Raw genomic sequence first — 20,220 nt, forward strand, 5'->3', positions numbered from 1 at the left:
AGGACCGGATTGGACGGAACGGCGACGCCGCCGCAGCAGCAACGCCGCGGGCCGCGACCCGGCCCCAGGGGGCGCGTGGCAGGCGCGGAAGCGAGCGAGGCGGTCGCGGCCGCCACGGAAGGGCTGGCCCCGCGGCGCGACCTGCTGATCGAACACCTGCACCGCTTGCAGGACAGGCACGGGTGCCTGCGCGCGGGCCACCTCGTCGCGCTGGCCGACCGCCTGCGCATGGCGCCGGTGGAGGTGTTCGAGGTCGCCACCTTCTACCACCATTTCGAGGTGGTCGAGGACACGGCGCCGGCGCCCGAGCCCGTCACGGTGCGCGTTTGCGAGAGCCTGCCCTGCGCGCTCGCCGGCGCCCACGGCCTCATGGCCGCATTGCGCGCGAAGCCGCCGGGGGCGGGGGTGCGCGTGGTGTCCGCCCCCTGCATCGGCGCCTGCCACCGCGCGCCGGCCTGCGCCCTCGGTCACGAGCCGGTGGAGCGCGCGACGCCCGAGGCGGTCGCCGCCGCGGTGGCGAACGGTCCGCCCGCGCTCCCCGACCCGCCCGCCCTCGACAGCTACCTGTCGCGCGGCGGCTACGCCGCGCTGCGGGCCGCGCGAGCGGACGAGAAAGCGGCGCGCGACACGATCCTCGACGCGCTCGACGCGGGCGCGCTGCGGGGCCTGGGCGGCGCCGGCTTCCCCGCGGCGCGCAAGTGGCGCCTGGTGATGGCCCAGCCCGGCCCGCGGCACTTGGTGGTCAACGCCGACGAGGGCGAGCCCGGCACCTTCAAGGACCGCTACTGCCTGGAGAAGGAGCCGCACCGCATGCTGGAAGGCATGCTGGTCGCCGCCCACGCCATCGAGGCCGAGGCGTGCTGGATCTACCTCCGCGACGAGTACCCGCACCTGCGCCGCATGCTGGAGCGCGAGATCGCGGCGCTGGCCGCCGCGGGCCTGTACGACAAGCCGATCCACCTCCGCCGCGGCGCCGGCGCCTACATCTGCGGCGAGGAAACGGCGCTGCTGGAGAGCCTGGAGGGCCGCCGCGGCTACCCGCGCCACAAGCCGCCCTTCCCGGGCGAATCCGGCCTGTTCGGCCGCCCGACCCTGATCCACAACGTCGAGACGCTCTGGCTTCTGCCCGAAATCCTGGCTGAGCCGGGCGCCGCCGTGCGCCACGCGTCCATGGGCCGGCGCGGCCGCCAGGGCGTGCGCTTCTTCAGCGTGTCGGGCCGGGTGCGGGAGCCGGGAGAGAAGCTGGCGCCGGCCGGCGTCACCGCGCGAGAGTTGATCGAGGAGTTCTCGGGAGGAATGCTGCCCGGCCAACGCTTCGCGGCCTACCTGCCCGGCGGCGCCTCGGGCGGCATCCTGCCAGCCTCCCTCGGCGACCTGCCGCTCGACTTCGGCACCCTGGACGCGCAAGGCTGCTTCGTCGGCTCCGGCGCCGTGGTGGTCCTGTCGGACCAGGACGACCTGCCGGAGGCCGTGCGGAACCTCGTCCACTTCTTCAAGGACGAGAGCTGCGGCCAATGCACCCCTTGCCGCGTCGGCACCGCCAAGGCCGCGCGGCTGCTGGACGCGCCGGTGTGGGACCGCTCGCTGCTGAAGGAGCTGGCGGCCGCGATGGCCGACGGCTCCATCTGCGGCCTCGGCCAAGCCGCCATGAACCCCGTGCTCACCTACCTGCGCCACTTCCCGGAGGCCACTCCGTGATCCGCTTCACCCTGGACGGCCGCGAAGTTGCCGCCGCCCCCGGCGAATCCATCTGGACCGTCGCGCGGCGCGAAGGCGTCGAGATCCCGCACCTGTGCCACCGGCCGGAGCCCGGCTACCGCCCGGACGGCAACTGCCGCGCCTGCATGGTGGAGATCGAGGGCGAGCGCGTGCTCGCCGCCTCCTGCATCCGCGCGCCGCGCGAGGGCATGAAGGTGAGCACGGCCTCCGAGCGCGCGAAGCGCACGCGCCGGATGGTGTTCGAGCTGTTGCTGGCGGACCAGCCGGGCGCCGAAGGGCGCGACGGGACCGGCACCTTCGCGCGCTGGACGCGCCACCTCGGCCTCGACGGCTCGCGCTTCGCTCCGGAGGACGACCCGTCCGCGCCCGACCTCTCGCACCCCGCCATGGCGGTGCAGCTCGACGCCTGCATCCAGTGCAACCTCTGCGAACGCGCCTGCCGCGAGGTGCAGCACAACGACGTCATCGGCATGGCCCGGCGTGGGATGGACACAACCGTCAGCTTCGACCTGCTCGACCCGATGGGCGAGAGCACCTGCGTCGCCTGCGGCGAGTGCGTCCAGGCCTGCCCGACCGGCGCGCTGCTGCCGAAATCCGTCCTCGACAAGACCGGCCGCCGCGCCGCTCCGCCGGCGAAGGAAGTCGCGAGCGTCTGCCCGTACTGCGGAGTCGGGTGCCAGGTCGGCTTCCGCGTGCGCGATGGCGCGATCAAGGAAGTGGTGGGGCGCGACGGGCCTTCGAACCAGAACCGCCTCTGCGTCAAAGGCCGCTTCGGCTTCGACTACATCCGCCACCCGGACCGCCTGACGGTGCCGCTGATCCGCGTCGAGGGCGCCGCCAAGGACCCGGCCGACTGCCTCGACCCGCGCCGCGCCCGCGCCAAGTTCCGCGAAGCGACCTGGGAAGAGGCGCTGGACCGCGCCGCCGCCGGCCTCGCGCGCGTCCGCGACACGCTCGGGCCGGACGCCCTGGCCGGCTTCGGCTCGGCCAAGGGCTCCAACGAGGAAGCGTACCTGTTCCAGAAGCTGGTCCGCACCGGCTTCGGCACCAACAACGTGGACCACTGCACGCGCCTGTGCCACGCGGCCTCAGTCGCCGCGCTGCTGGAAGGCATCGGCTCCGGCGCCGTCACCGCGCCGTTCATGGCCGCGAAGGACGCCGAGGTGATCGTCGTCATCGGCGCCCGCCCGGCGGAGAACCACCCGGTAGCCGCCACCTTCCTGAAGGACGCGGCGGCGCGCGGCGCCAAGCTCGTCACCATGGACCCGCGCGGCAGCGCCCTCGACCGCCACGCCGCCGAGGTGGTGCGCTTCGCTCCCGGCCGCGACGTTCCGTTGCTCAACGCGATGCTCAACGTCGTGGTGGGGGAGGGGCTCTACGACCGGCAATACGTCGCCGCCCACACCGAGGACTTCGAGCTGATCCGCGACCACGTCGCGGCCTACGCGCCCGAAGACATGGCGCCCCTCTGCGGCGTCCCCGCCGACCAGATCCGCCGCGTGGCGCGCATGTTCGCGCGGGCGCGGACGGCGATGATCCTGTGGGGCATGGGCATCTCGCAATCCACCCACGGCACCGACAACACCCGCTGCCTGATCGCGCTGTCCCTGCTCTGCGGCCAGGTCGGCCGCCCCGGCACGGGCCTGCACCCGCTCCGCGGCCAGAACAACGTGCAGGGCGCCTCCGATGCCGGGCTGATTCCGATGATGTTCCCCGATTACCGCCACACGGACGACGACGCGGCGCGCGGCCACCTGGAACGGCTCTGGGGCGCGAAGCTCGACCCAAAGCCCGGCCTTACAGTGGTGGAGATCATGGGCGCGGCCGAGCGCGGCGAGCTGCGCGGCATGTACGTCATGGGCGAGAACCCGGCCATGTCGGACCCCGACGTCAACCACGCCCGTGCGGCGCTGGCCCGGCTCGACCATCTGGTGGTCCAGGACCTGTTCCTGACGGAAACGGCGGCCCTGGCCGACGTGGTGCTGCCCGCATCGGCCTGGCCGGAGAAGGACGGCACCGTCACCAACACCAACCGCCAAGTCCAGATGGGCCGCGCCGCCGTGCCCTTGCCAGGCGAGGCGCGGCAGGATCTGGAGATCATCCAGGAGTTGGCCCGTCGCCTCGGCCTGCCCTGGAGTTACGCCGGCCCGCGCGAGGTGTTCGCCGAAATGGCGCAGGCCACGCATTCGCTCGCCAACATCACCTGGGACCGTTTGGAACGGGAAGGCAGCGTCACCTACCCTTGCGCCGCCCCGGACGCGCCGGGCGACGAGATCGTCTTCGGCGACGCCTTCCCGACCGAGAATGGCCGCGCCCGCTTCGTCCCGGCCGGCGTCACCGATCCCGCCGAGATGCCGGACGCGGAGTACCCCTTCGTGCTCAGCACCGGCCGGCAACTGGAGCACTGGCACACCGGCACAATGACCCGCCGCGCCGGGGCGTTGGACGCGCTGGAGCCCGGTCCGACGGCGTCCCTCTCGCCCTCCGAGCTGGCGCGGCTCGGCCTCGAACCCGGGCAGCGGCTGCGCCTCGCCACCCGGCGCGGCGCCATCGAGCTCGCCGCCCGCGCCGATCCCACCGTGCCCGACGGACAGGTCTTCGTGCCCTTCGCCTTCCGCGAAGCGGCGGCAAACCTCCTGACCAACCCGCAACTCGATCCCTGGGGCAAGATCCCGGAGTTCAAATATTGCGCCGTTCGGGTGGAGCCCCTCGGGCAGGCACATGAACTATTTTGCATGAAATCACGGAAACGTGAGCTGTAACGTTAGCAACCCGCGCTTGAACGGCGGTGTCCCAGATGCCCAACTGCCTGACGCGGCACCATACGCCCGCAGCGACGCATGGAGAGAAACGCATGTCCTGGACGAAGCCCCGCGTGACCGAGGTTTGCCTGGCTCTCGAGATCAACTGCTACGCCAGCGCGACCGTCTGACTTGTATTTGACGCCGCGGGGCCCGGTCCAAGTCCGTCCCGCGGCGACCAGCCTTCCGTGGCGTGGGAGGGCGCCTCAGTATGACCCCCGGTGACAAGGGCGCCCCGCCGCCGCTCGGCCTGCTGGCCGAACTCACCCATCGCTGCCCGCTGCGCTGCCCCTACTGCTCCAACCCGGTCGAGTTGCACCGAGCGTCCCGTGAACTGGACGCCGCCACCTGGGGCCGCATCTTCGCCGAAGCCTCCGATCTGGGTGTGCTCCAGGTGCACCTCTCGGGCGGCGAGCCCACGGCGCGCCGCGACCTGCCCGAGATCATCCGTCTCGCCGTCTCGGCCGGCCTTTACACCAACCTCATCACCTCCGGCGTTCTGACCGACGCTCGGCGCCTCACCGAATACGCGGCGGCCGGGCTCGACCACGTCCAGCTCTCCGTGCAGGACGCGGAAGGGGGCGGCGCCGACCGCATCGGCGGCTACGCCGGCGGCCACGCGCGCAAGCTGGCCTTCGCCGAACTGGTGCGCGCCGAAGGCCTGCCGCTCACCCTCAATGCCGTGGTCCACCGGCAGAACTTGGACCGGCTCCCGGACCTCATCGACTTGGCCCTCAAGCTCGGCGCCGGGCGGATGGAGGTGGCGCACGTCCAATACTATGGCTGGGCGCTCCGCAACCGCGCCGCGCTGCTGCCCACCCGCGCCCAGCTCGACGCCGCCACCGAGACGGTGAACCGCGCGCGCGAAGAGCTGAAGGGCCGGCTCGTCATCGACTACGTCGTGCCCGATTACTACGCGAAGCTCCCCAAGGCCTGCATGGGCGGTTGGGGCCGGCAGTTCCTCGCCGTTTCCCCCGCCGGTTTCGCGCTGCCCTGCCACGCCGCGGAAAGCCTGCCCGGCTTCGCCTTCCCGGACCTCCGGGAAGTATCGCTCCGCGACGCTTGGGAGAACTCCGAAGCGTTCAACCGCTTCCGCGGCACCGAATGGATGCCCGAGCCTTGCCGCGGCTGCGCCCGAAAGGAGCAGGACTGGGGCGGCTGCCGCTGCCAAGCCTTCGCGCTCACCGGCGACGCCGCCAACACCGACCCCGCTTGCGCCCTGTCGCCGCACCACGCCGTGCTCGACCTCGCGGTGCAGGAAGCGGCCGAGGCGACCAGCGACTTCACCTACCGCGAGATGGGCCGCGCGCCCACGCCGGCCCCGGCGGGCTGACGGCCCGGCCATGGGCGCCGCGAGCCGCCGCGACGCGCTGCTGCTGGGGGTCGGCGGAGGGGCGTTGCTGCTGGGTGCCGCCGCACCGCCGTCGGCCGGCGCGCGCGCGGTCGTGGAGGTCGCCCCCGGCGTATTCGTCCTGCCCGGCTTGCATGAGGACGCCTCGCCCACGAACGGCAATGCCATCGCCAACGTCGGCTTCGTCGTCGGCGGCGCGTCGGTCGCGGTGGTGGACCCCGGCGGCAGCCTGGCCCACGGCCGGCGGCTCCGCCGCGCGGTGGAGGCCGCCACGCCCCTGCCGGTCCGGCACGTCGTCCTCACCCACGCGCACCCCGACCACATCATGGGCGCCGCCGCCTTCGCCGACCTCCGCCCGGAGGTGGTCGGCCACGCCCGCCTGCCCGAAGCCCTGGCGCAGCGGCGCGACGGCTACCTGCGCATGATGGAGCGCGAGATGGGCGCCGTCGCGACGGCGGGCAGCGACGCGCTCCCGCCGACCCGCTTGGTGGAGGACCGGCTCGACCTCGACCTCGGCGGCGGCCGCGCGCTGTCGGTGGCCGCCCACGGCCCCGCGCACACGGACGCCGACCTCAGCCTGTTCGACGCCGCCACCTCGACGCTCTGGCTGTCCGACCTGCTCTTCGTGGAGCGCATCCCCTCGCTCGACGGCAGCCTGTCCGGCTGGCTGCGCGAACTGGCGGCGCTGCGGGAGAGCCGGTCCGCGGCGGCGCGGGCGGTGCCCGGCCACGGCCCCCCGTCGGTGCCCTGGCCGGACGCGGCGGCACCGCTGACCCGCTACCTCGAAGCCCTGCGCGACGGCACCCGCGCCGCCATCGCCGCCGGCCTCGGCATCGCCGAAGCGCCGTCCCGCGTCGCAACCGTGGAAGCGCGGTCTTGGCGCTTGGCGGAGAACTACCACGGGCGCAACGTGTCCACTGCCTACCGCGAACTGGAATGGGAGTAGCCGCCATGGCCGTCGCCGCCCACCGCCTCGCCCGGCGTCCCCTGCTGGCCGGCGTGTTCGGCCTGCCCTTGCTCGCGCCGGCGGGGGGCGCCCGGGCCCAGGGCATCGAACCCGCCGAGGCGCCCCGCCGCGCCGAACGCTGGCGCGACCTCAAAGCGGCGATCTTCGACAACCGCGAAACGCAGCCGGCAGGTGATGCCCTGACCTTGGTCGCGCCGCCCCGCGCGCTCGACGCGGCGGCGGTGCCGGTCTCCCTGTCCCTCTCGCCCGAAACCGCGCCGCGGGCGCGCGCCGTCCACTTGGTGATCGACGAAAACCCCGCGCCGCTCGCCGCCGTGTTCCGCGCCGGCCCCGCCGGCGACCTGCGGGCGCTCTCCACCCGCGTGCGCGTGGACGCCTACACCCTGATGCACGCCGTGGCCGAGCTGGACGACGGGCGCCTCCTGGAAACGGCGCAGTTCGTGAAGGCCGCCGGCGGCTGCTCCGCCCCCGTGGGCACCGACCTCCGCGCCGCGCGCGAAAGGATGGGCCGCATGCGCTTGGTGATGCCCGAAGGCCCCCCGACCGGGCCGGACCGCGCCGTACCGGTGCAGGTGGCGCTCAGTCACCCCAACCTGTCCGGGTTGCAGATCGACCAGCTTTCGCGCCTTTCGATCCCGGCGGAATTCGTCCGCACCCTCCGCGTCCTCTATCGCGGCGCGGAGGTTCTCACCGTCGAAGCCGACATCTCCATCGCCGAGAACCCCACCTTCGGCTTCGCCTTCGCAGGCGAGGCCGGGGGCGAGTTGCGGGTGGAGGCGGAGGACAGCCGCGAACGCCGCTTCGCAACCGCTTGGACCCTCGGGAACAGCGGATGACGGCACTCACCAGGACGTGATACAGTTCCGGACGGCGCCCGCCGGTCCGATCGGCGGTTGGTGCCGTTCCAAACACGGCGGCCGCGCGCTCCGGCGCCATCGCTCGTCCTCCCGCACGGCCGGAGTGCCTGCCCAGTGATCCACCTCGTCCTTACCGTTTGCCTCGCTGCGTCGCCGTCCACCTGCAAAGAAGAACGCCCGTCCTTCGAGGGCTCTTTTCTCGCCTGTGCGACGCAAGGCCAGTTCCTGGCGGCGCGCTGGATCGCCCAACACCCGGCCTACACGCTGACGAAATGGCGATGCGAAGCCAACAACCGCCCGCGGGAAACGCCTATCTAGACCGCGAACAGGCCGGTGTTTCCACCGGACCCGTCCACCGCCGCTTCAAAACAGGCCACACGCGATCCGCGCCGAGGACAGTCGGCGTGAAGCGAGTGTGGGCGCCCGGCAGGCGGGTCGCGCGCTGTGGCTGGCGCGACCCGCCCCGCGGGTCAGCTGCCCTGCATCGCCTGCCGCACGCGGTTGATTGCGTCGCGGCACGAGCCGTCGTCTCGCTGGTCGAGGGTGCGCGCGGTTTCCAACTCGGCCTTGGCGCGCTCCATGCGGTCGCCGCCACCGGCCGACGGGCCGCCCGGGGCGCCCGGCACCACCTCCACCCTCTCGCGGTCGGACTGGGCGCGCTGCCCCGCCTCGGCCTGGGCGGCGGTCGTGGGCTGGCCTTGCTGCTGCCGCCGCACGTCCTCGGGCGAAGTGGCGACCTGGTTGCCGACTGCGGCGTTCAGCTCCCGCGTGCCCGCCGTGCCACCCTGGCGCCCGGACCCGGAGGTGCCGGCGGTGCGGTCCGGCGAGGTCGCCGCGGCCGCGCCGCCACCCGCCGCCGGCGCGTTGTTCGGCCCGGCGCCCGAGAGTGTGCCGGTGGTCGGCGTGCCGCCGAGCGCCGGGCTCGCGCTCAGGGTGCGAGCCAACTCCGCGATGTCGTTGGAACACGGCCCGGCCGAAGCCACCGACGGCGTCCACGCCGCGCCGGCGGCCAAGCAAGCGCCGGCGGCGGCGAGCGCGATCCTTCTCGCGTTTAACATGACATTCCCTCCGATCCGTCGCCCGCGGAGCCGCCGCGGGCCGGTGCTACGATAACGGAACGCGAACCGCGGCGTTCCGCGCCCGGGTTTGCCGCGCGCCTGGGCGGCCCTTACCGTCGCCGGAAGCGGGGAAGGGCGCGGCGCATGACGGACTACTCGGCGGCGGCGGAAACCCACGAATGCGACGCGCTGGTCATAGGCACCGGCGCCGGCGGCTTTTCCGCGGCGGTCACGGCGCGCAAGCTCGGCTTGGACGTGCTGCTGGTGGAGAAGGAAGCCGTCTACGGCGGCACCACGGCGCGCTCCGGCGGCTGGCTCTGGATACCGTGCAGCCCGCCCGCGCGGCGCGAAGGCGTGCGGGACAGCATCGAAGCCGCGCGCACCTACCTCCGCCACGAGGCCGGCAACCACTTCGACGCCGAGCGCGTCGGCGCCTTCCTCCACCACGGCCCGGAGATGGTGGAGTTCTTCGAGCGCGAAACCGCCGTCCGCTTCGTGCTCGGCCCCGCCTTCGCCGACTACCACCCGGACGCGCCCGGCGGCACGCCGGGCGGCCGCTCCATCTGCGCAGAACCCTTCGACGCGCGCGAACTCGGCCCCGAGAAGGACCGGCTGCGCCCGCCTCTGCGCGAGATCACCTTCCTCGGCATGATGATCGGCACCGGCAAGGAGCTGGTGCATTTCTTCAACGCCACCCGCTCCGTCGAGTCCGCGGCCGTGGTCGCCCGGCTGCTCGCCCGGCACGGGCGCGACGTGGCGCTGCACGGCCGTTCCATGCGGCTGACCAACGGCAACGCCCTGGTCGGCCGCTTGGCGAAATCCGCCTTCGACCTCGGCATCCCGCTCTGGACCTCGGCGCCCGTGCGCGAGCTGCTGGTGGAAGACGGTGCGGTGCGCGGCGCCCTGGTCGAGCGCGAAGGCCGCACGGTGCGCGTGCGCGCCCGCCGCGGCGTGGTGCTCGCCGCCGGCGGCTTCCCGCAGGACGCCGCCCGCCGCCGCGCCCTGTTCCGCCACGCGCCCACCGGCGCCGAGCACTGGTCGCCCGCGCCGCCCGGCAACACCGGCGACGGGTTGCGCCTCGGCGAAGCCGCCGGCGCCGCGGTGGAGGACCGCTACCCGAACGCCGCCGCCTGGGTGCCCGTCTCGCTGGTGCCCCGGCCGGACGGCACCACCGGCACCTTCCCGCACTTCGTGGACCGCGCGAAGCCCGGCGTCATCGCCGTCACCGCCGCCGGCACGCGCTTCGTCAACGAAGCCGACAGCTACCACGACTTCATCCAGGCCATGGTCGCCGCCACCGAAGGGCGCGAGCACGCCGCTTGGCTCCTTTGCGACCACGCGACGCTCCGCCGCTACGGTCTCGGCTTCGCCAAGCCCTTCCCGCTGCCGCTCGCGCCCTACCTGCGCTCCGGCTACCTGCTGCGCGGGCGGACGCTGGCGGAGCTGGCGTCCAAAGCGGGCATCGATGCGGCGGCGCTCGAACGCACGGTGGCCGGTTTCAACGGACCGGCGCGGCGCGGCGAGGACCCCGCCTTCGGCCGCGGTCGCACCGCCTACAACCGGAGCCTCGGCGACCCCTTGGTGAAGCCGAACCCCTGCGTTGCGCCGCTGGAGCGCGCGCCCTTCTACGCGGTGAAGGTGGTGCCCGGCGACCTCGGCACCTTCGCCGGGCTTCGCGGCGACGCGCACGCGCGGGTGCTGGACCGCGAAGGCCGACCCATCCCCGGCCTCTACGCCGCGGGCAACGACCTCGCCAGCGTCATGGGCGGCAACTATCCCGGCGGCGGCATCACCCTCGGCCCGGCGATGACCTTCGGCTACATCGCCGCGCGCCACATGGCCGGTCGGGCCGACGACGCGCCGGCGACCGAGGCGGACGGGGACCTCCGCGAACGCGAGCACGCCGCCGGGCGGTGAGCGGAGCGAGGGCTCGACCGGCGCGGCCCCGCCACCACCTGCCTGCCAGGAGCGCGGCGCCGGGGCCGCGCGCAGGAGACGTGGGATGCCCGAGTCCGGCCCGGCCCCCGCCGGCGCCCAGTCCACCGCGCGCCGCTCCCCCTTCGCCGACGCACTGCGCGGCTTCGCGCTGGTGGGCATCTGCGTCGTCAACCTGCCCTGGATCGCCTCCTCGCCGCCGGGCGATTCCTCCGCCCTCGACGGCGCGGCGCGCCTGCTCGTCCTGGCGCTGTTCGAAGGCAAGTTCTTCGTCCTGTTCTCCCTGCTGTTCGGCTTCGGCTTCCAGCGCCAGTTGGAGCGCGTGCGCGCCGGCCGGGCCACGCCCTCTTCCTACGCGCGCCGCCTCGTCGGCCTCTTCGTGTTGGGCGGGCTGCACGCCACGCTGCTCTACGTGGGCGACATCCTCACCGCCTACGCGCTGCTCGGCGCGGTGCTCTGGGCGGTGCGCGACCTGCCGGACCGGCGGCTCCTGGCGATCGCCGGCGGCTGCGTGGCGGTCGCGGCCGTGGCCTTCGCGCTCCTGTCCTGGGGCGGCTCCGACGGCGGCGGCGGCGAGGGCGCGGCTGCGCGGGAGGCGGCGCGCCAAGCCTATCTCGGGAGCTTCGCCCAAGCGCTCAACCAGCGGCTGGAAGACCTGCCCTTCGGGCTGCTGATCGTGCTGCTGTTCAACTGGCCGCTCGCCTTCGCCGCCTTCTGCGCCGGCGTGGTGGCGGGCCGGCGCGGCCTGCTCGACGACCCGGCGCGGCTGGCGCGGGCGCTCCCGCCCGTGCCGCTGCTCGCCGCCGGCGCCGTCGTCGGCAACATCGCATCGGCTGCCGCCTACCGGCTGCCCGGCGGCTGGCCCTCCGGCGGCGCCGGCGCGCTGCTGGCGGTGGGGGCGCCGTGCCTCTCGGCGCTCTACTTGCTCGCCCTGGCCCGCGCTTGGCGCGCCCCGCGGGCACGGGCCTTCATGGAGCGGTGGCTCGCCCCGGCCGGCCGCATGTCGCTGAGCAACTACCTGGGCCAGTCGCTCCTGGCGAACCTCCTGTTCATGGGCTGGGGCTTCGGCCTGTACGGATCGCTCGGGGCGGCGGCGCTGCTGCCGGCCTCCCTGGCGATCGCCGCGGCGGGACTCGTGGCGTCGCGCTTCTGGCTACGCCGGTTCCGCGCCGGGCCGGCGGAGCGGCTGCTGCGCGCGTGGGCGCGGTGAGGGCGTGGCGGATGGACCCCGGCCGGCCGTTGCGCGATGGTGCGGACAGCCACGGAGGACCACGATGCCCACACGCGAAGGCGCGCTCTTCCGCGCCGCCGGTTTCTTCGACGGCGGTGGCTTCCGAGACCTGCTGGCCGGGCTGGTGGCCGTTCCCTCGACCTCCCAGGAGGAGGGGAGGGAGGCCGACCTCGACCGCTATCTCAGCAGCAGCATCCAGCCCTGGCTGGAGCGCTTGGGCTTCGCCGTTGCCGTCCACCCGAATCCGGTTGAGGGCTTCGGCCCGATCCTCACCGCCGAGCGGATCGAAGATCCGTCCCGCCCCACGGTCCTCCTTTATGGCCACGGCGACACTGTCCGCGGCCTGGACGAGCAGTGGCGCCCCGGCCTCGCGCCCTGGACGCTCACTGAGGACGGCGACCGCTGGTACGGCCGCGGCACCGCCGACAACAAGGGCCAGCACGCGCTCAACCTCGCCGCCCTGGAAGCGGTGCTGGCCGAGCGCGGCGGCCGCCTCGGCGCCAACGTCCGCGTGGTGCTGGAGATGGCGGAGGAGCGCGGCAGCAAGGGCCTCCGCGAGTTCGTTTCCGCCAACAAGGACGCGCTCCGCGCCGACGCTCTCATCGCCTCCGACGGCCCGCGCGTGGACCCCGCCGTGCCGACCATCGCCACCGGCACCCGCGGCACTTGGCATTTCGACCTCGTCGTGAAGCTCCGCGAGGGCGGGGTGCATTCCGGCCACTGGGGCGGCCTCACGCGCGACCCCGCCATCATCCTGGCGCACGCGCTCGCCTCCATGATGGACAGGAACGGCCGCGTGCTGGTGCGCGACCTGCTGCCGCGCAACGGCGTGCCCGCGGCGGTGCGCGGCGTGCTGGACGGCTGCCCGGTCGGGGGCGGCGGCGGAGCGGCCACGGTGGACGAGGGCTGGGGCGAGCCGGGCCTCACCGCGGCCGAGAAGATCTACGGTTGGAACAGCCTCATCGTCCTCGCCATGGTGAGCGGCCGCCCGGAGAACCCGGTCAACGCCGTGGCACCGGACGCCCGCGCCCACTGCCAGATCCGCTACACCGTGGACACCAACCCCGCCGGCTTCGAGGCCGCCATCCGCAGCCACCTCGACGCGCAAGGCTTCGGCGACCTGGTGCGCCTCGAAGGCGCCGCGACCCGGATGGCCGCGAGCCGCACCGCGCCCGACCACCCCTGGGTGCGCTGGGCGCAGGCGAGCATGGAGCGCTCGCTCGGCCGCGCGGTGCAGATCATCCCCAACAGCTCCGGCGGCCTGCCCGGCGACGTGTTCGTGGACCACCTCGGGCTGCCGCTGGTTTGGGTGCCGCACAGCTACAACGGCTGCAAGCAGCACGGGCCGGACGAGCACCTCCTGACCGGCCCGGCGCGCGAAGGGCTGCTCGCCTTCGCCGGGATGTGGTGGGACTTGGGCGAGCCGGGCACGCCGCGGCCGCGGGGGTGAGGCGTCGCCCTTCCAAGGCCGTCGCGGCGACTCGGCAACTTCCCGGTTACCTTTCATGACGCTTATGGGCGCTCCGGGAAACGCACCCGTTACAGACAGGCCGCATATCCGGTGGCGTCGGCCGCGTGTCGCGGCCCGCCTGGGAAGGACCACGATGAGAACGATGTTCCGCTCCGCCCTCCTCGCCGCCGTGGCGATGGCCGCCGCTTTGCCGGCCGCCCTGGCGCAACCCGCCGCGACGAACCCGCCGCCTACGGGCCAGCAGGGGCGCGGCCCCGGCGGCGCCATCTTCGATGACATGGACGGCAACAAGGACGGCCGCGTGGCTTGGGATGAGGCCTGGGCCTTCGTGCAACGGCGCTTCGCCGCGGCCGACTCGGACCGTGACGGCGGGCTCACCCGCAAGGAAGCGGAAGCGCTGCGCCCCGCGCGCGGCCCCGGCGCCCGGCGCCAGGAGGGCGGCCCCGCCGGCGCGCCGCAGGCGCCTTCGCCCGAGCAAGCGGCGCGCCGTGCCCGCTTCGGCGACGTCATGTTCCGCTCGATCGACGCCAACCGCGACGGCCGCGTCACCCTGGACGAGGTGAGGCCGGTGGTGGAAGCGCGCTTCCGCGGCCTGGACGCCAACGCGGACAACGCGGTGTCGCGCGACGAAGTGCCGCAACGCCGCATGGGGCCGCGCCACGGTGGCGGCCAAGGCCCGGGCGGGCAGGGCGGCCAAGCGCCGGCCCGCTGAGCCGGCCTGGGGCGCCCATGGGGGCAGGGCGGTTCACCGGCCGGCCCCGGAGCGCCGCGGTAACGCGGCGGTGGCCAAAATCCCACACCGTAGCCGGCGCGCCGCCACGTTCGGCTTTGCATTCGAAACCATGTCTTGAGCAAGGCGTTCCATTCCGGCAAAGCCGCGATGTCTGCGCCGCTTACGGGCGCATTCCTGCGACGCTTTAAAGGAGGAACGAGCATGGCTTGGAAGATTGCCGGGACAGCGGCCGCCGCGGTTTTGGCGCTCGCCGCGTGCGACACCGGCCGCAGCGACCGCGCCACCAGCGCCGCCGCCGCGCGGTCGTCGAGCGGCATGTCCGCCGCCGCCCCGGCCATGGGCGGCACGCCGATGGTCGGCGGCGCCGTGAACCAGAGCGGCACCACCGTCGCCCCGTCCGCGGCTCCCATGCCGATGGCCGCCGTCCCATCGGGCGCCATGCCCGAGCGGCCCATGTCGGCCGCCGAGCGCCGCCGGATGGAACGGGAAGAGCGCCGGGCCGTCCGCCGCGGCGGCTCCATGAGCGACCGCGACCGCGCCTACATGGGCGGCGGCATGGTCGGCTCGCCCGGCGGCGCCATGGGCATGGGCGGCGCCATGGGCGCCCCCCCGTCGTCCGCCTTGGGCAACCCGGGCTCGGTGGGCGGCGTCGGCGGTTCCAACACCGCTTCGACCGGCCCCGGCGGCACCGCCGCGACAGGTTCGGGCAACCAGCCCGGCACCGGCGGGAGCAGCCAGTCCCGCTGAACTGAAAAGGATGGGGCGGGCGGGTCGCGGGCCCGCCCGCCCCGGACCTCCTATCGCATCGGCACCACCGCCACCGCGTTGTGCGGCGAGCCTTCCACCAACTTGGTGCTCCAGGCGAGGTAGACCACCACGCCCCGCTCCTCGTCGATGAAGCGGTGGACCCGGGTTTCCTTGAAGAACAGGCTGGTGTCGCTCTCGTACACCCGCTCTCCGCGGTCGCCGCGACGGGCGTTCTCGGCCACCTGCACCGGCCCGACCGCCGTGCAGTTCAGGGAAAAGCGCGCCGGGTCCTCGGCCAAACCCACCATGCCCGACAGCCCGCCGGTGCGCGCCTGGCTGATGTAGCAGGAGATGCCCCGCACCTTCGGGTCCTCGAACCGCTCCACCACCACGCGGTGGCTGCGGGTGAGGCCGAGGTTGGTCAAGGCCGTGTTGACGTGCCCGATCTCCTTCGTCTCGTCCGCCCGGGCCGGCGAAGCCGAGGCGAAGGCCATCGCCGCGCCCAAACCCAAGATCGCACGCCGCATCCTGTCGTCCTCCCAATCAGTCGGGAGCAGGACGCCGCTCCGCTCCGGCGGTTTCAATCACCGACGGCCACCCCTTCCCGCCGCGGGTCGGCGCCGCCGAGCAGCCGCCGGCCCCCATCCGGCCCGCGGCCGATCCGGATGGCGTGCAGGCCAGACGCGTTGGTCCGCACCTCCACCGGCACGCCGCGTTCCCGGAGGCTGTCGGCCAAGGCGGCGGCGGGGGTGCCGGCCTCCAGTTCCACCACGCCGTCGCGCCCGCCCACCCGCGGCAGGGCGACCGCCTCTTGCGGGTCGAGCCCCCAGTCGAGCATGGCGACGAGCGTTTGCGCCACGTGCCCGATGATGCGCGACCCGCCGGCCGAGCCGACCACCGCCACCGGCGAAGCGTCCGCGCCGAAGACGATGGTGGGCGACATGGAGGAGCGCGGGCGTTTGCCCGGCGCCACGGCGTTGGCCACTGGCCGGCCGCCGATCTCCGGCAGGAAGGAGAAATCGGTGAGCTGGTTGTTCAGCACCATGCCGGCCGCGACGATCCGTGCGCCGAACGCGTCCTCCACGGTGGTGGTGAGCGCCACGGCGTTGCCGTGCCCGTCCACTATCGAGAGGTGGCTCGTGCCGTTTTCCGGCTGCGGCGGTTGGCTGGCCGGCGGCGCGGCCGGGCCCCGGGGCGGGTTGCCGGGCCGCGGAAGCGGCGGCGCCAAGGCCCGGTCGCGGTCCAGCATCTGCGCGCGGGCGAGCAGGTACACCGGGTCGAGCAGCCCTCGCACCGGCACCGGCACGACGTCGGCGTCCGCGAGGAAGCGGTTGCGGTCGGCGAAGGCGAGGCGGCCGGCCTCCCCGAGCAGCAGCGCGGCATCCAGCGCCTGCGCCGCGCCGTGCCCAGGCCGCAGCGGGCCGAGCGCCGGCATGTCCTGGTGCGACAGGAAGGACAGGATCTGCAAGGTGGCGACGCCGCCGGAGGAGGGCGGCGGGAAGCCGCACACGACGAACACCCGGTAGGGCGCGCACAGCGCCTCGCGCCGCACCGGGGCGTAGCCGGCCAACTCGTCGGGGGTCATGCCGCCCGGATTCGGGTTCGTCCGCACCGCTTGCGCGATCGCCGCCGCGACCGGCCCGCGGTGCAGGGCGTCCGCGCCGCCCTCCGCCACCGCGCGCAGGGTCGCGGCCAGGGCCGGGCTGCGCAGGCGGTGCCCGGCCGGTGGCGGCGAGCCGTCCGGCAGCAGGAAGGCCGCGCGCGCCGCCGGGTCGCGGCCGAGCCGCTCCGCCTCGCGCGCGATGGTGTCGGCGAGGCGCGGCGACACAGCGAAGCCTTCCTCGGCCAGCGCGACCGCCGGCGCGAAGAGCCGCGCCCAGGGCAGCCGCCCGTGTTCACGGTGCGCCGCTTCCAGCATCCGCAGCGCGCCCGGCACGCCCACCGCGCGGCCGCCCACCGCCGCCTCGTGGAAGCCCATCGGCGTGCCGTCGGGGCGCAGGAACAGGTCCGGCGTCGCCGCGGCCGGCGCCACCTCCCGGCCGTCCCAGGCGGAGAGCCGCCGCGCCGCCGCGTCCCAGTGCAGCATCAGCGCGCCGCCGCCGATGCCCGAGGCGTGCGGTTCGACCAGAGTCAGCACGGCCTGCGCCGCTATCGCCGCGTCCACCGCGGAGCCGCCTTCGCGCAGGACGGCCAAGCCGGCTTCCGCCGCGCGTGCGTCCGGCACGGCGAGCATGTGCCGTCCGGCGATGGCGGGAGCGGTCTGCGCCGGGGCGGGCGCCGCCGGGAGGAGCAGCAGGAGCAGGAACAGGAGCCGTGCCATGCGGCGGCTTATCCGATGGCGCCGGGCGCGGCCATGCGCGGGGGCGCTGGCGGCGGACTGGCCCAGGCAGGTCCGGGGCTGCCTGCGACGAACCGCGACCTCCGGTGGTCCTGCGGCGCATTCCGCACGAGGCGTTGCCACCGGCCTTCCTTCAACCGCGCAGCCCAGGGGAGGTGCGCCGCGCCGCGATTTTGCGCCGTTCGGACAAATGCCCTTCCGGCCCGCGCCGGCCGACGCGAGGGGCAGCCGCCTCCGTGCCGCGTTTTGCCGCTTTCGGACAAAAGCCCGTCCCGGTCCACGACGGGCGCCGTCGTGGACCGGCCGCCTTCGGGGCGGATTGCGCTGCCTTCGGACAAATGCCTTTCCCGAACCCTGCCGCCTGGACCCGTGGCGCGCCGGTCCGGTATCGGATTTTGCCGCTTTCGGACAAATTCCCTCCACGCCCAGACGCTGCGGTTTCGTGACAGGGACGCCTCACGCCGGGCAGGGCAGTAGCAGGGTGAATGCCTCCCTGGGGAAAGACAGCGGGTTGGGGCGAGGGGGCGGAAGCGGGCATTAGGAATCATAACCTATATCGACAGCGATGTCGAGCGGCGGAAGCGCGCCGTCCGCGTACGCTGCTGCGACGCGAGACGGTCAGGCCGGAGAACTCGTCAGTGGCTCTGCTCGACTCGACCGTCGTGATGGGCGCCGGCTGATGCGGTGCAAGGCCGGCATCTGCGGCCCGGCACGACAATCATGGGTCGTGCGGCGATGGCGGATGGCTACAATCGGGGGGCGCGGTGCGGCCGACGGCAATAGAACCGAGGAGAAGAACCGGATGATGACGGCGCCTCATCCTGGGCTGGCGGTCCGACCTCCCATGCGCACGGGTCCGGCGAAGAAACCCGCGCCGCCGGCGCCACCCGACGCGGTCAAAGGTTCAACGCGACTTCTCTGCTTCCCGACCGCCATCGCCTCCGTTGCTGTCGGCAATCGTCGGACCACCGTGTGCGGGAAGGCGGAGGAGGGACAGGACGGCCAGCGTCATAAGCACGCCGAACGTTTGCGCCATGGACATCACTGATAAGCCCACAAGTCTGGGCCAATCCCAAACGGGCAATCCGCTGCGAACCGCCTCGACGCAAAAAGCGGCTACGAACACGGCCAAAGCGACAAGAAACGTTCGGTGGACCGACTTTCCGGCCCAGCGTGCGAGTGCCGGCCCGAACGCCACCAGGACCACAACCCACGCGATCGGCACGAGGCTACCACCCCAGCTCGGCGGACCGACGAGCCAAACCATCGTCGCGGCGATGAGTACCACGATCGCGAGGAGTAGGATCACGGCGGCCCAGCCGGCCCTCTTGTCACCGTCGGGCAGTGGCATTGACCTTCACCTCAACCGGAAGTGGATCGCCCGCAACGCTCCGCCGTAAAAGCGCGCCGCATCGCCCGACTACGCCGGCGCTTTGCTCGTGCCCACAACGGCCTGTGACCGCTCGGCCCTGCGGTGCCGGAACGCCAGCGCCTCCGCGACGTGAGCGCGGGTGACGGTCCCGCTGCCGGCGAGGTCCGCGATGGTGCGCGCCACCCGCAGGGTGCGGACAAAGCCGCGCGCGGACAGGCGCAGCCGCTCGGCCGCCTGCTCCGCCAAGGCGCGCGCCGCCGCGTCCGCCGCCAAGCCGCGCTCCAGCGCCGCGCCGTCCGCCACGGCGTTGCACCGCGGGCCGTCGGCGCCGTAGCGGGCGCGCTGCCGTTCTCGCGCTTCGGCCACGCGCGCGGCGACCGCCGCGCTGGTCTCGCCCGCCGGCGCGCGCGACATCTCGGCGGCCGGCACCGGGACCACCTCGATTGACAGGTCCATGCGGTCGAGCAGCGGGCCGGAGAGGCGCATCGCGTAATCTTCGCCGCAGCGCGGCGCCCGGCCGCACTCGCGCGACGGGTCGCCGAGGTGGCCGCACCGGCACGGGTTCATCGCCGCCACGCACTGGAAGCGCGCGGGGTAGGTGACGTGGGCGTTGGCGCGGCTGATGGTGGCGTGGCCGATCTCCATCGGCTGCCGCAGCGCTTCCAGCGCCGGGCGCGGGAATTCCGGCCACTCGTCCAGGAACAGCACACCGTGGTGCGCCAGGCTGATCTCGCCCGGCCGCGCCTTGTTGCCGCCGCCGGCGAGCGCGGCTTGGCTCGCCGAGTGGTGCGGGTCGCGGAAGGGCGGGCGCACCACCAGCCGCCCGTCGCGCAGCAGCGCGGCGACGGAGTGGACCATGCTGACCTCCAGCGCCTCCGCGGGCGTCAGATCCGGCAGCAGGCCCGGCAGCCGCATCGCCAGCATGGACTTGCCGGCGCCGGGCGCGCCGACCATCAGCAGGTTGTGGCCGCCGGCCGCCGCCACCTCCAGCGCGCGCTTGGCGCTTTCCTGGCCCTTCACCTCGGAGAGGCACGGCCCGGTCCGTTGCAACGCCGCCGGGTCGATCCGCGGCGGCTCGGGCGGGGTGAGCACCTGCGTGCCGCGGAAGTGGTTCATCAGGGCGAGCAGGCTGTCGGCCGCCAGCACCTCGATGCGCCCGGCCCAGGCCGCCTCGCCGCCCTGCGACGCCGGGCAGATCAGGCCGAGGTCGCGCGCGGAGGCGCCGAGCGCCGCCGGCAGCACGCCGGCCACGCCGTTGATGGCGCCGTCGAGCGAGAGTTCGCCGAGCGCGGCGTACCGTGTCAGTTCCTCGCGCGGCAGCACGTCCATCGCAGCGAGCACGGCGAGGGCGATCGGCAGGTCGAGATGCGAGCCTTCCTTGGCGATGTCGGCCGGCGCCAGGTTCACCAGCACCCGCTTCGGCGGCAGCGACAAGCCGAGCCCCGCCAACGCCGCCCGCACCCGCTCGCGGCTTTCCGCCACCGCCTTGTCGGCGAGGCCGACGACGAGGAAGGCCGGCAGCCCGGAGGCGATCTGGACCTGCACCTCCACCGGCACGGGCTCGATGCCGGAAAAGGCGAAGGAGAGGACGCGGGCGATGCTCATGGCAGCGCGCAGAGTAGTGGAATCCGCGTCTTGTT

17 protein-coding genes are annotated in these 20,220 nt (G+C 73.9%); 12 read left to right on the top strand and 5 right to left on the bottom strand.

What is annotated here, in order from left to right:
• The first annotated feature begins 9 nt into the window (after positions 1–9).
• From ABD067_RS07750 to ABD067_RS07775, 7 genes are all read left to right on the top strand, one after another.
• Positions 10–1,698, top strand: a complete 1,689-nt coding sequence (locus ABD067_RS07750) for an NADH-ubiquinone oxidoreductase-F iron-sulfur binding region domain-containing protein (RefSeq protein ID WP_343894646.1) — start codon at positions 10–12, stop codon at positions 1,696–1,698.
• Positions 1,695–4,481, top strand: coding sequence for a formate dehydrogenase subunit alpha (gene fdhF, locus ABD067_RS07755; protein ID WP_343894648.1), 2,787 nt, complete (start codon positions 1,695–1,697; stop codon positions 4,479–4,481). Before ABD067_RS07750 ends, fdhF begins: the two co-directional genes overlap by 4 nt.
• Before the next feature lie 92 nt (positions 4,482–4,573).
• The gene (gene pqqA / locus ABD067_RS26385) at positions 4,574–4,651 is read left to right on the top strand and encodes a pyrroloquinoline quinone precursor peptide PqqA (RefSeq protein ID WP_408871522.1); all 78 of its coding nucleotides are present in this window, start codon (positions 4,574–4,576) and stop codon (positions 4,649–4,651) included.
• 80 nt (positions 4,652–4,731) lie between these two features.
• On the top strand, positions 4,732–5,853 hold the full coding sequence (gene pqqE / locus ABD067_RS07760; protein WP_343894650.1) for a pyrroloquinoline quinone biosynthesis protein PqqE: 1,122 nt from the start codon (positions 4,732–4,734) through the stop codon (positions 5,851–5,853).
• 10 nt (positions 5,854–5,863) lie between these two features.
• A complete protein-coding gene (locus ABD067_RS07765; RefSeq protein ID WP_343894651.1) occupies positions 5,864–6,817 on the top strand; it encodes a quinoprotein relay system zinc metallohydrolase 2 in 954 nt (317 codons plus the stop codon).
• Positions 6,818–6,822: 5 nt separating this feature from the next.
• Positions 6,823–7,674, top strand: coding sequence for a quinoprotein dehydrogenase-associated SoxYZ-like carrier (locus tag ABD067_RS07770; RefSeq protein ID WP_343894652.1), 852 nt, complete (start codon positions 6,823–6,825; stop codon positions 7,672–7,674).
• 135 nt (positions 7,675–7,809) lie between these two features.
• The gene (locus tag ABD067_RS07775; protein WP_343894653.1) at positions 7,810–8,013 is read left to right on the top strand and encodes a hypothetical protein; all 204 of its coding nucleotides are present in this window, start codon (positions 7,810–7,812) and stop codon (positions 8,011–8,013) included.
• A gap of 152 nt (positions 8,014–8,165) precedes the next feature.
• Here ABD067_RS07775 and ABD067_RS07780 read toward each other — a convergent pair whose 3' ends face one another.
• Positions 8,166–8,753, bottom strand: a complete 588-nt coding sequence (locus tag ABD067_RS07780; protein ID WP_343894655.1) for a hypothetical protein — start codon at positions 8,751–8,753, stop codon at positions 8,166–8,168.
• A gap of 144 nt (positions 8,754–8,897) precedes the next feature.
• Here ABD067_RS07780 and ABD067_RS07785 point away from each other — a divergent pair, with 144 nt between their 5' ends.
• The 5 genes from ABD067_RS07785 to ABD067_RS07805 all read left to right on the top strand — a co-directional run bounded on the left by ABD067_RS07785 (position 8,898) and on the right by ABD067_RS07805 (position 14,870).
• A complete protein-coding gene (locus ABD067_RS07785) occupies positions 8,898–10,670 on the top strand; it encodes an FAD-dependent oxidoreductase (protein ID WP_343894657.1) in 1,773 nt (590 codons plus the stop codon).
• Positions 10,671–10,755: 85 nt separating this feature from the next.
• Positions 10,756–11,898 (top strand): DUF418 domain-containing protein, encoded by a 1,143-nt coding sequence (locus ABD067_RS07790; RefSeq protein ID WP_343894658.1) that lies wholly within the window; start codon positions 10,756–10,758, stop codon positions 11,896–11,898.
• A gap of 64 nt (positions 11,899–11,962) precedes the next feature.
• Positions 11,963–13,369 (top strand): M20/M25/M40 family metallo-hydrolase, encoded by a 1,407-nt coding sequence (locus tag ABD067_RS07795; RefSeq protein ID WP_343894659.1) that lies wholly within the window; start codon positions 11,963–11,965, stop codon positions 13,367–13,369.
• Positions 13,370–13,523: 154 nt separating this feature from the next.
• Positions 13,524–14,102 (top strand): EF-hand domain-containing protein, encoded by a 579-nt coding sequence (locus ABD067_RS07800; protein ID WP_343894660.1) that lies wholly within the window; start codon positions 13,524–13,526, stop codon positions 14,100–14,102.
• Positions 14,103–14,324: 222 nt separating this feature from the next.
• Positions 14,325–14,870, top strand: coding sequence for a hypothetical protein (locus tag ABD067_RS07805; protein WP_343894661.1), 546 nt, complete (start codon positions 14,325–14,327; stop codon positions 14,868–14,870).
• A 50-nt stretch (positions 14,871–14,920) separates the two neighbouring features.
• Here the strand turns inward: ABD067_RS07805 and ABD067_RS07810 are convergent, their stop codons facing one another.
• The 4 genes from ABD067_RS07810 to ABD067_RS07825 form a co-directional block, all read right to left on the bottom strand.
• The gene (locus ABD067_RS07810; protein WP_343894662.1) at positions 14,921–15,397 is read right to left on the bottom strand and encodes a CreA family protein; all 477 of its coding nucleotides are present in this window, start codon (positions 15,395–15,397) and stop codon (positions 14,921–14,923) included.
• Positions 15,398–15,450: 53 nt separating this feature from the next.
• Positions 15,451–17,190: a gamma-glutamyltransferase gene (gene ggt / locus ABD067_RS07815; protein WP_343894663.1), complete on the bottom strand. Its 1,740-nt coding sequence runs from the start codon at positions 17,188–17,190 to the stop codon at positions 15,451–15,453.
• A 922-nt stretch (positions 17,191–18,112) separates the two neighbouring features.
• On the bottom strand, positions 18,113–18,559 hold the full coding sequence (locus ABD067_RS07820; RefSeq protein ID WP_343894664.1) for a hypothetical protein: 447 nt from the start codon (positions 18,557–18,559) through the stop codon (positions 18,113–18,115).
• A 69-nt stretch (positions 18,560–18,628) separates the two neighbouring features.
• Positions 18,629–20,185, bottom strand: coding sequence for a YifB family Mg chelatase-like AAA ATPase (locus ABD067_RS07825; RefSeq protein ID WP_343894665.1), 1,557 nt, complete (start codon positions 20,183–20,185; stop codon positions 18,629–18,631).
• Between the last annotated feature and the right edge of the window lie 35 nt (positions 20,186–20,220).

Origin of the sequence: Craurococcus roseus, assembly GCF_039523795.1 — a bacterium.
GTDB classification, from domain to species: Bacteria; Pseudomonadota; Alphaproteobacteria; order Acetobacterales; family Acetobacteraceae; genus Craurococcus; species Craurococcus roseus.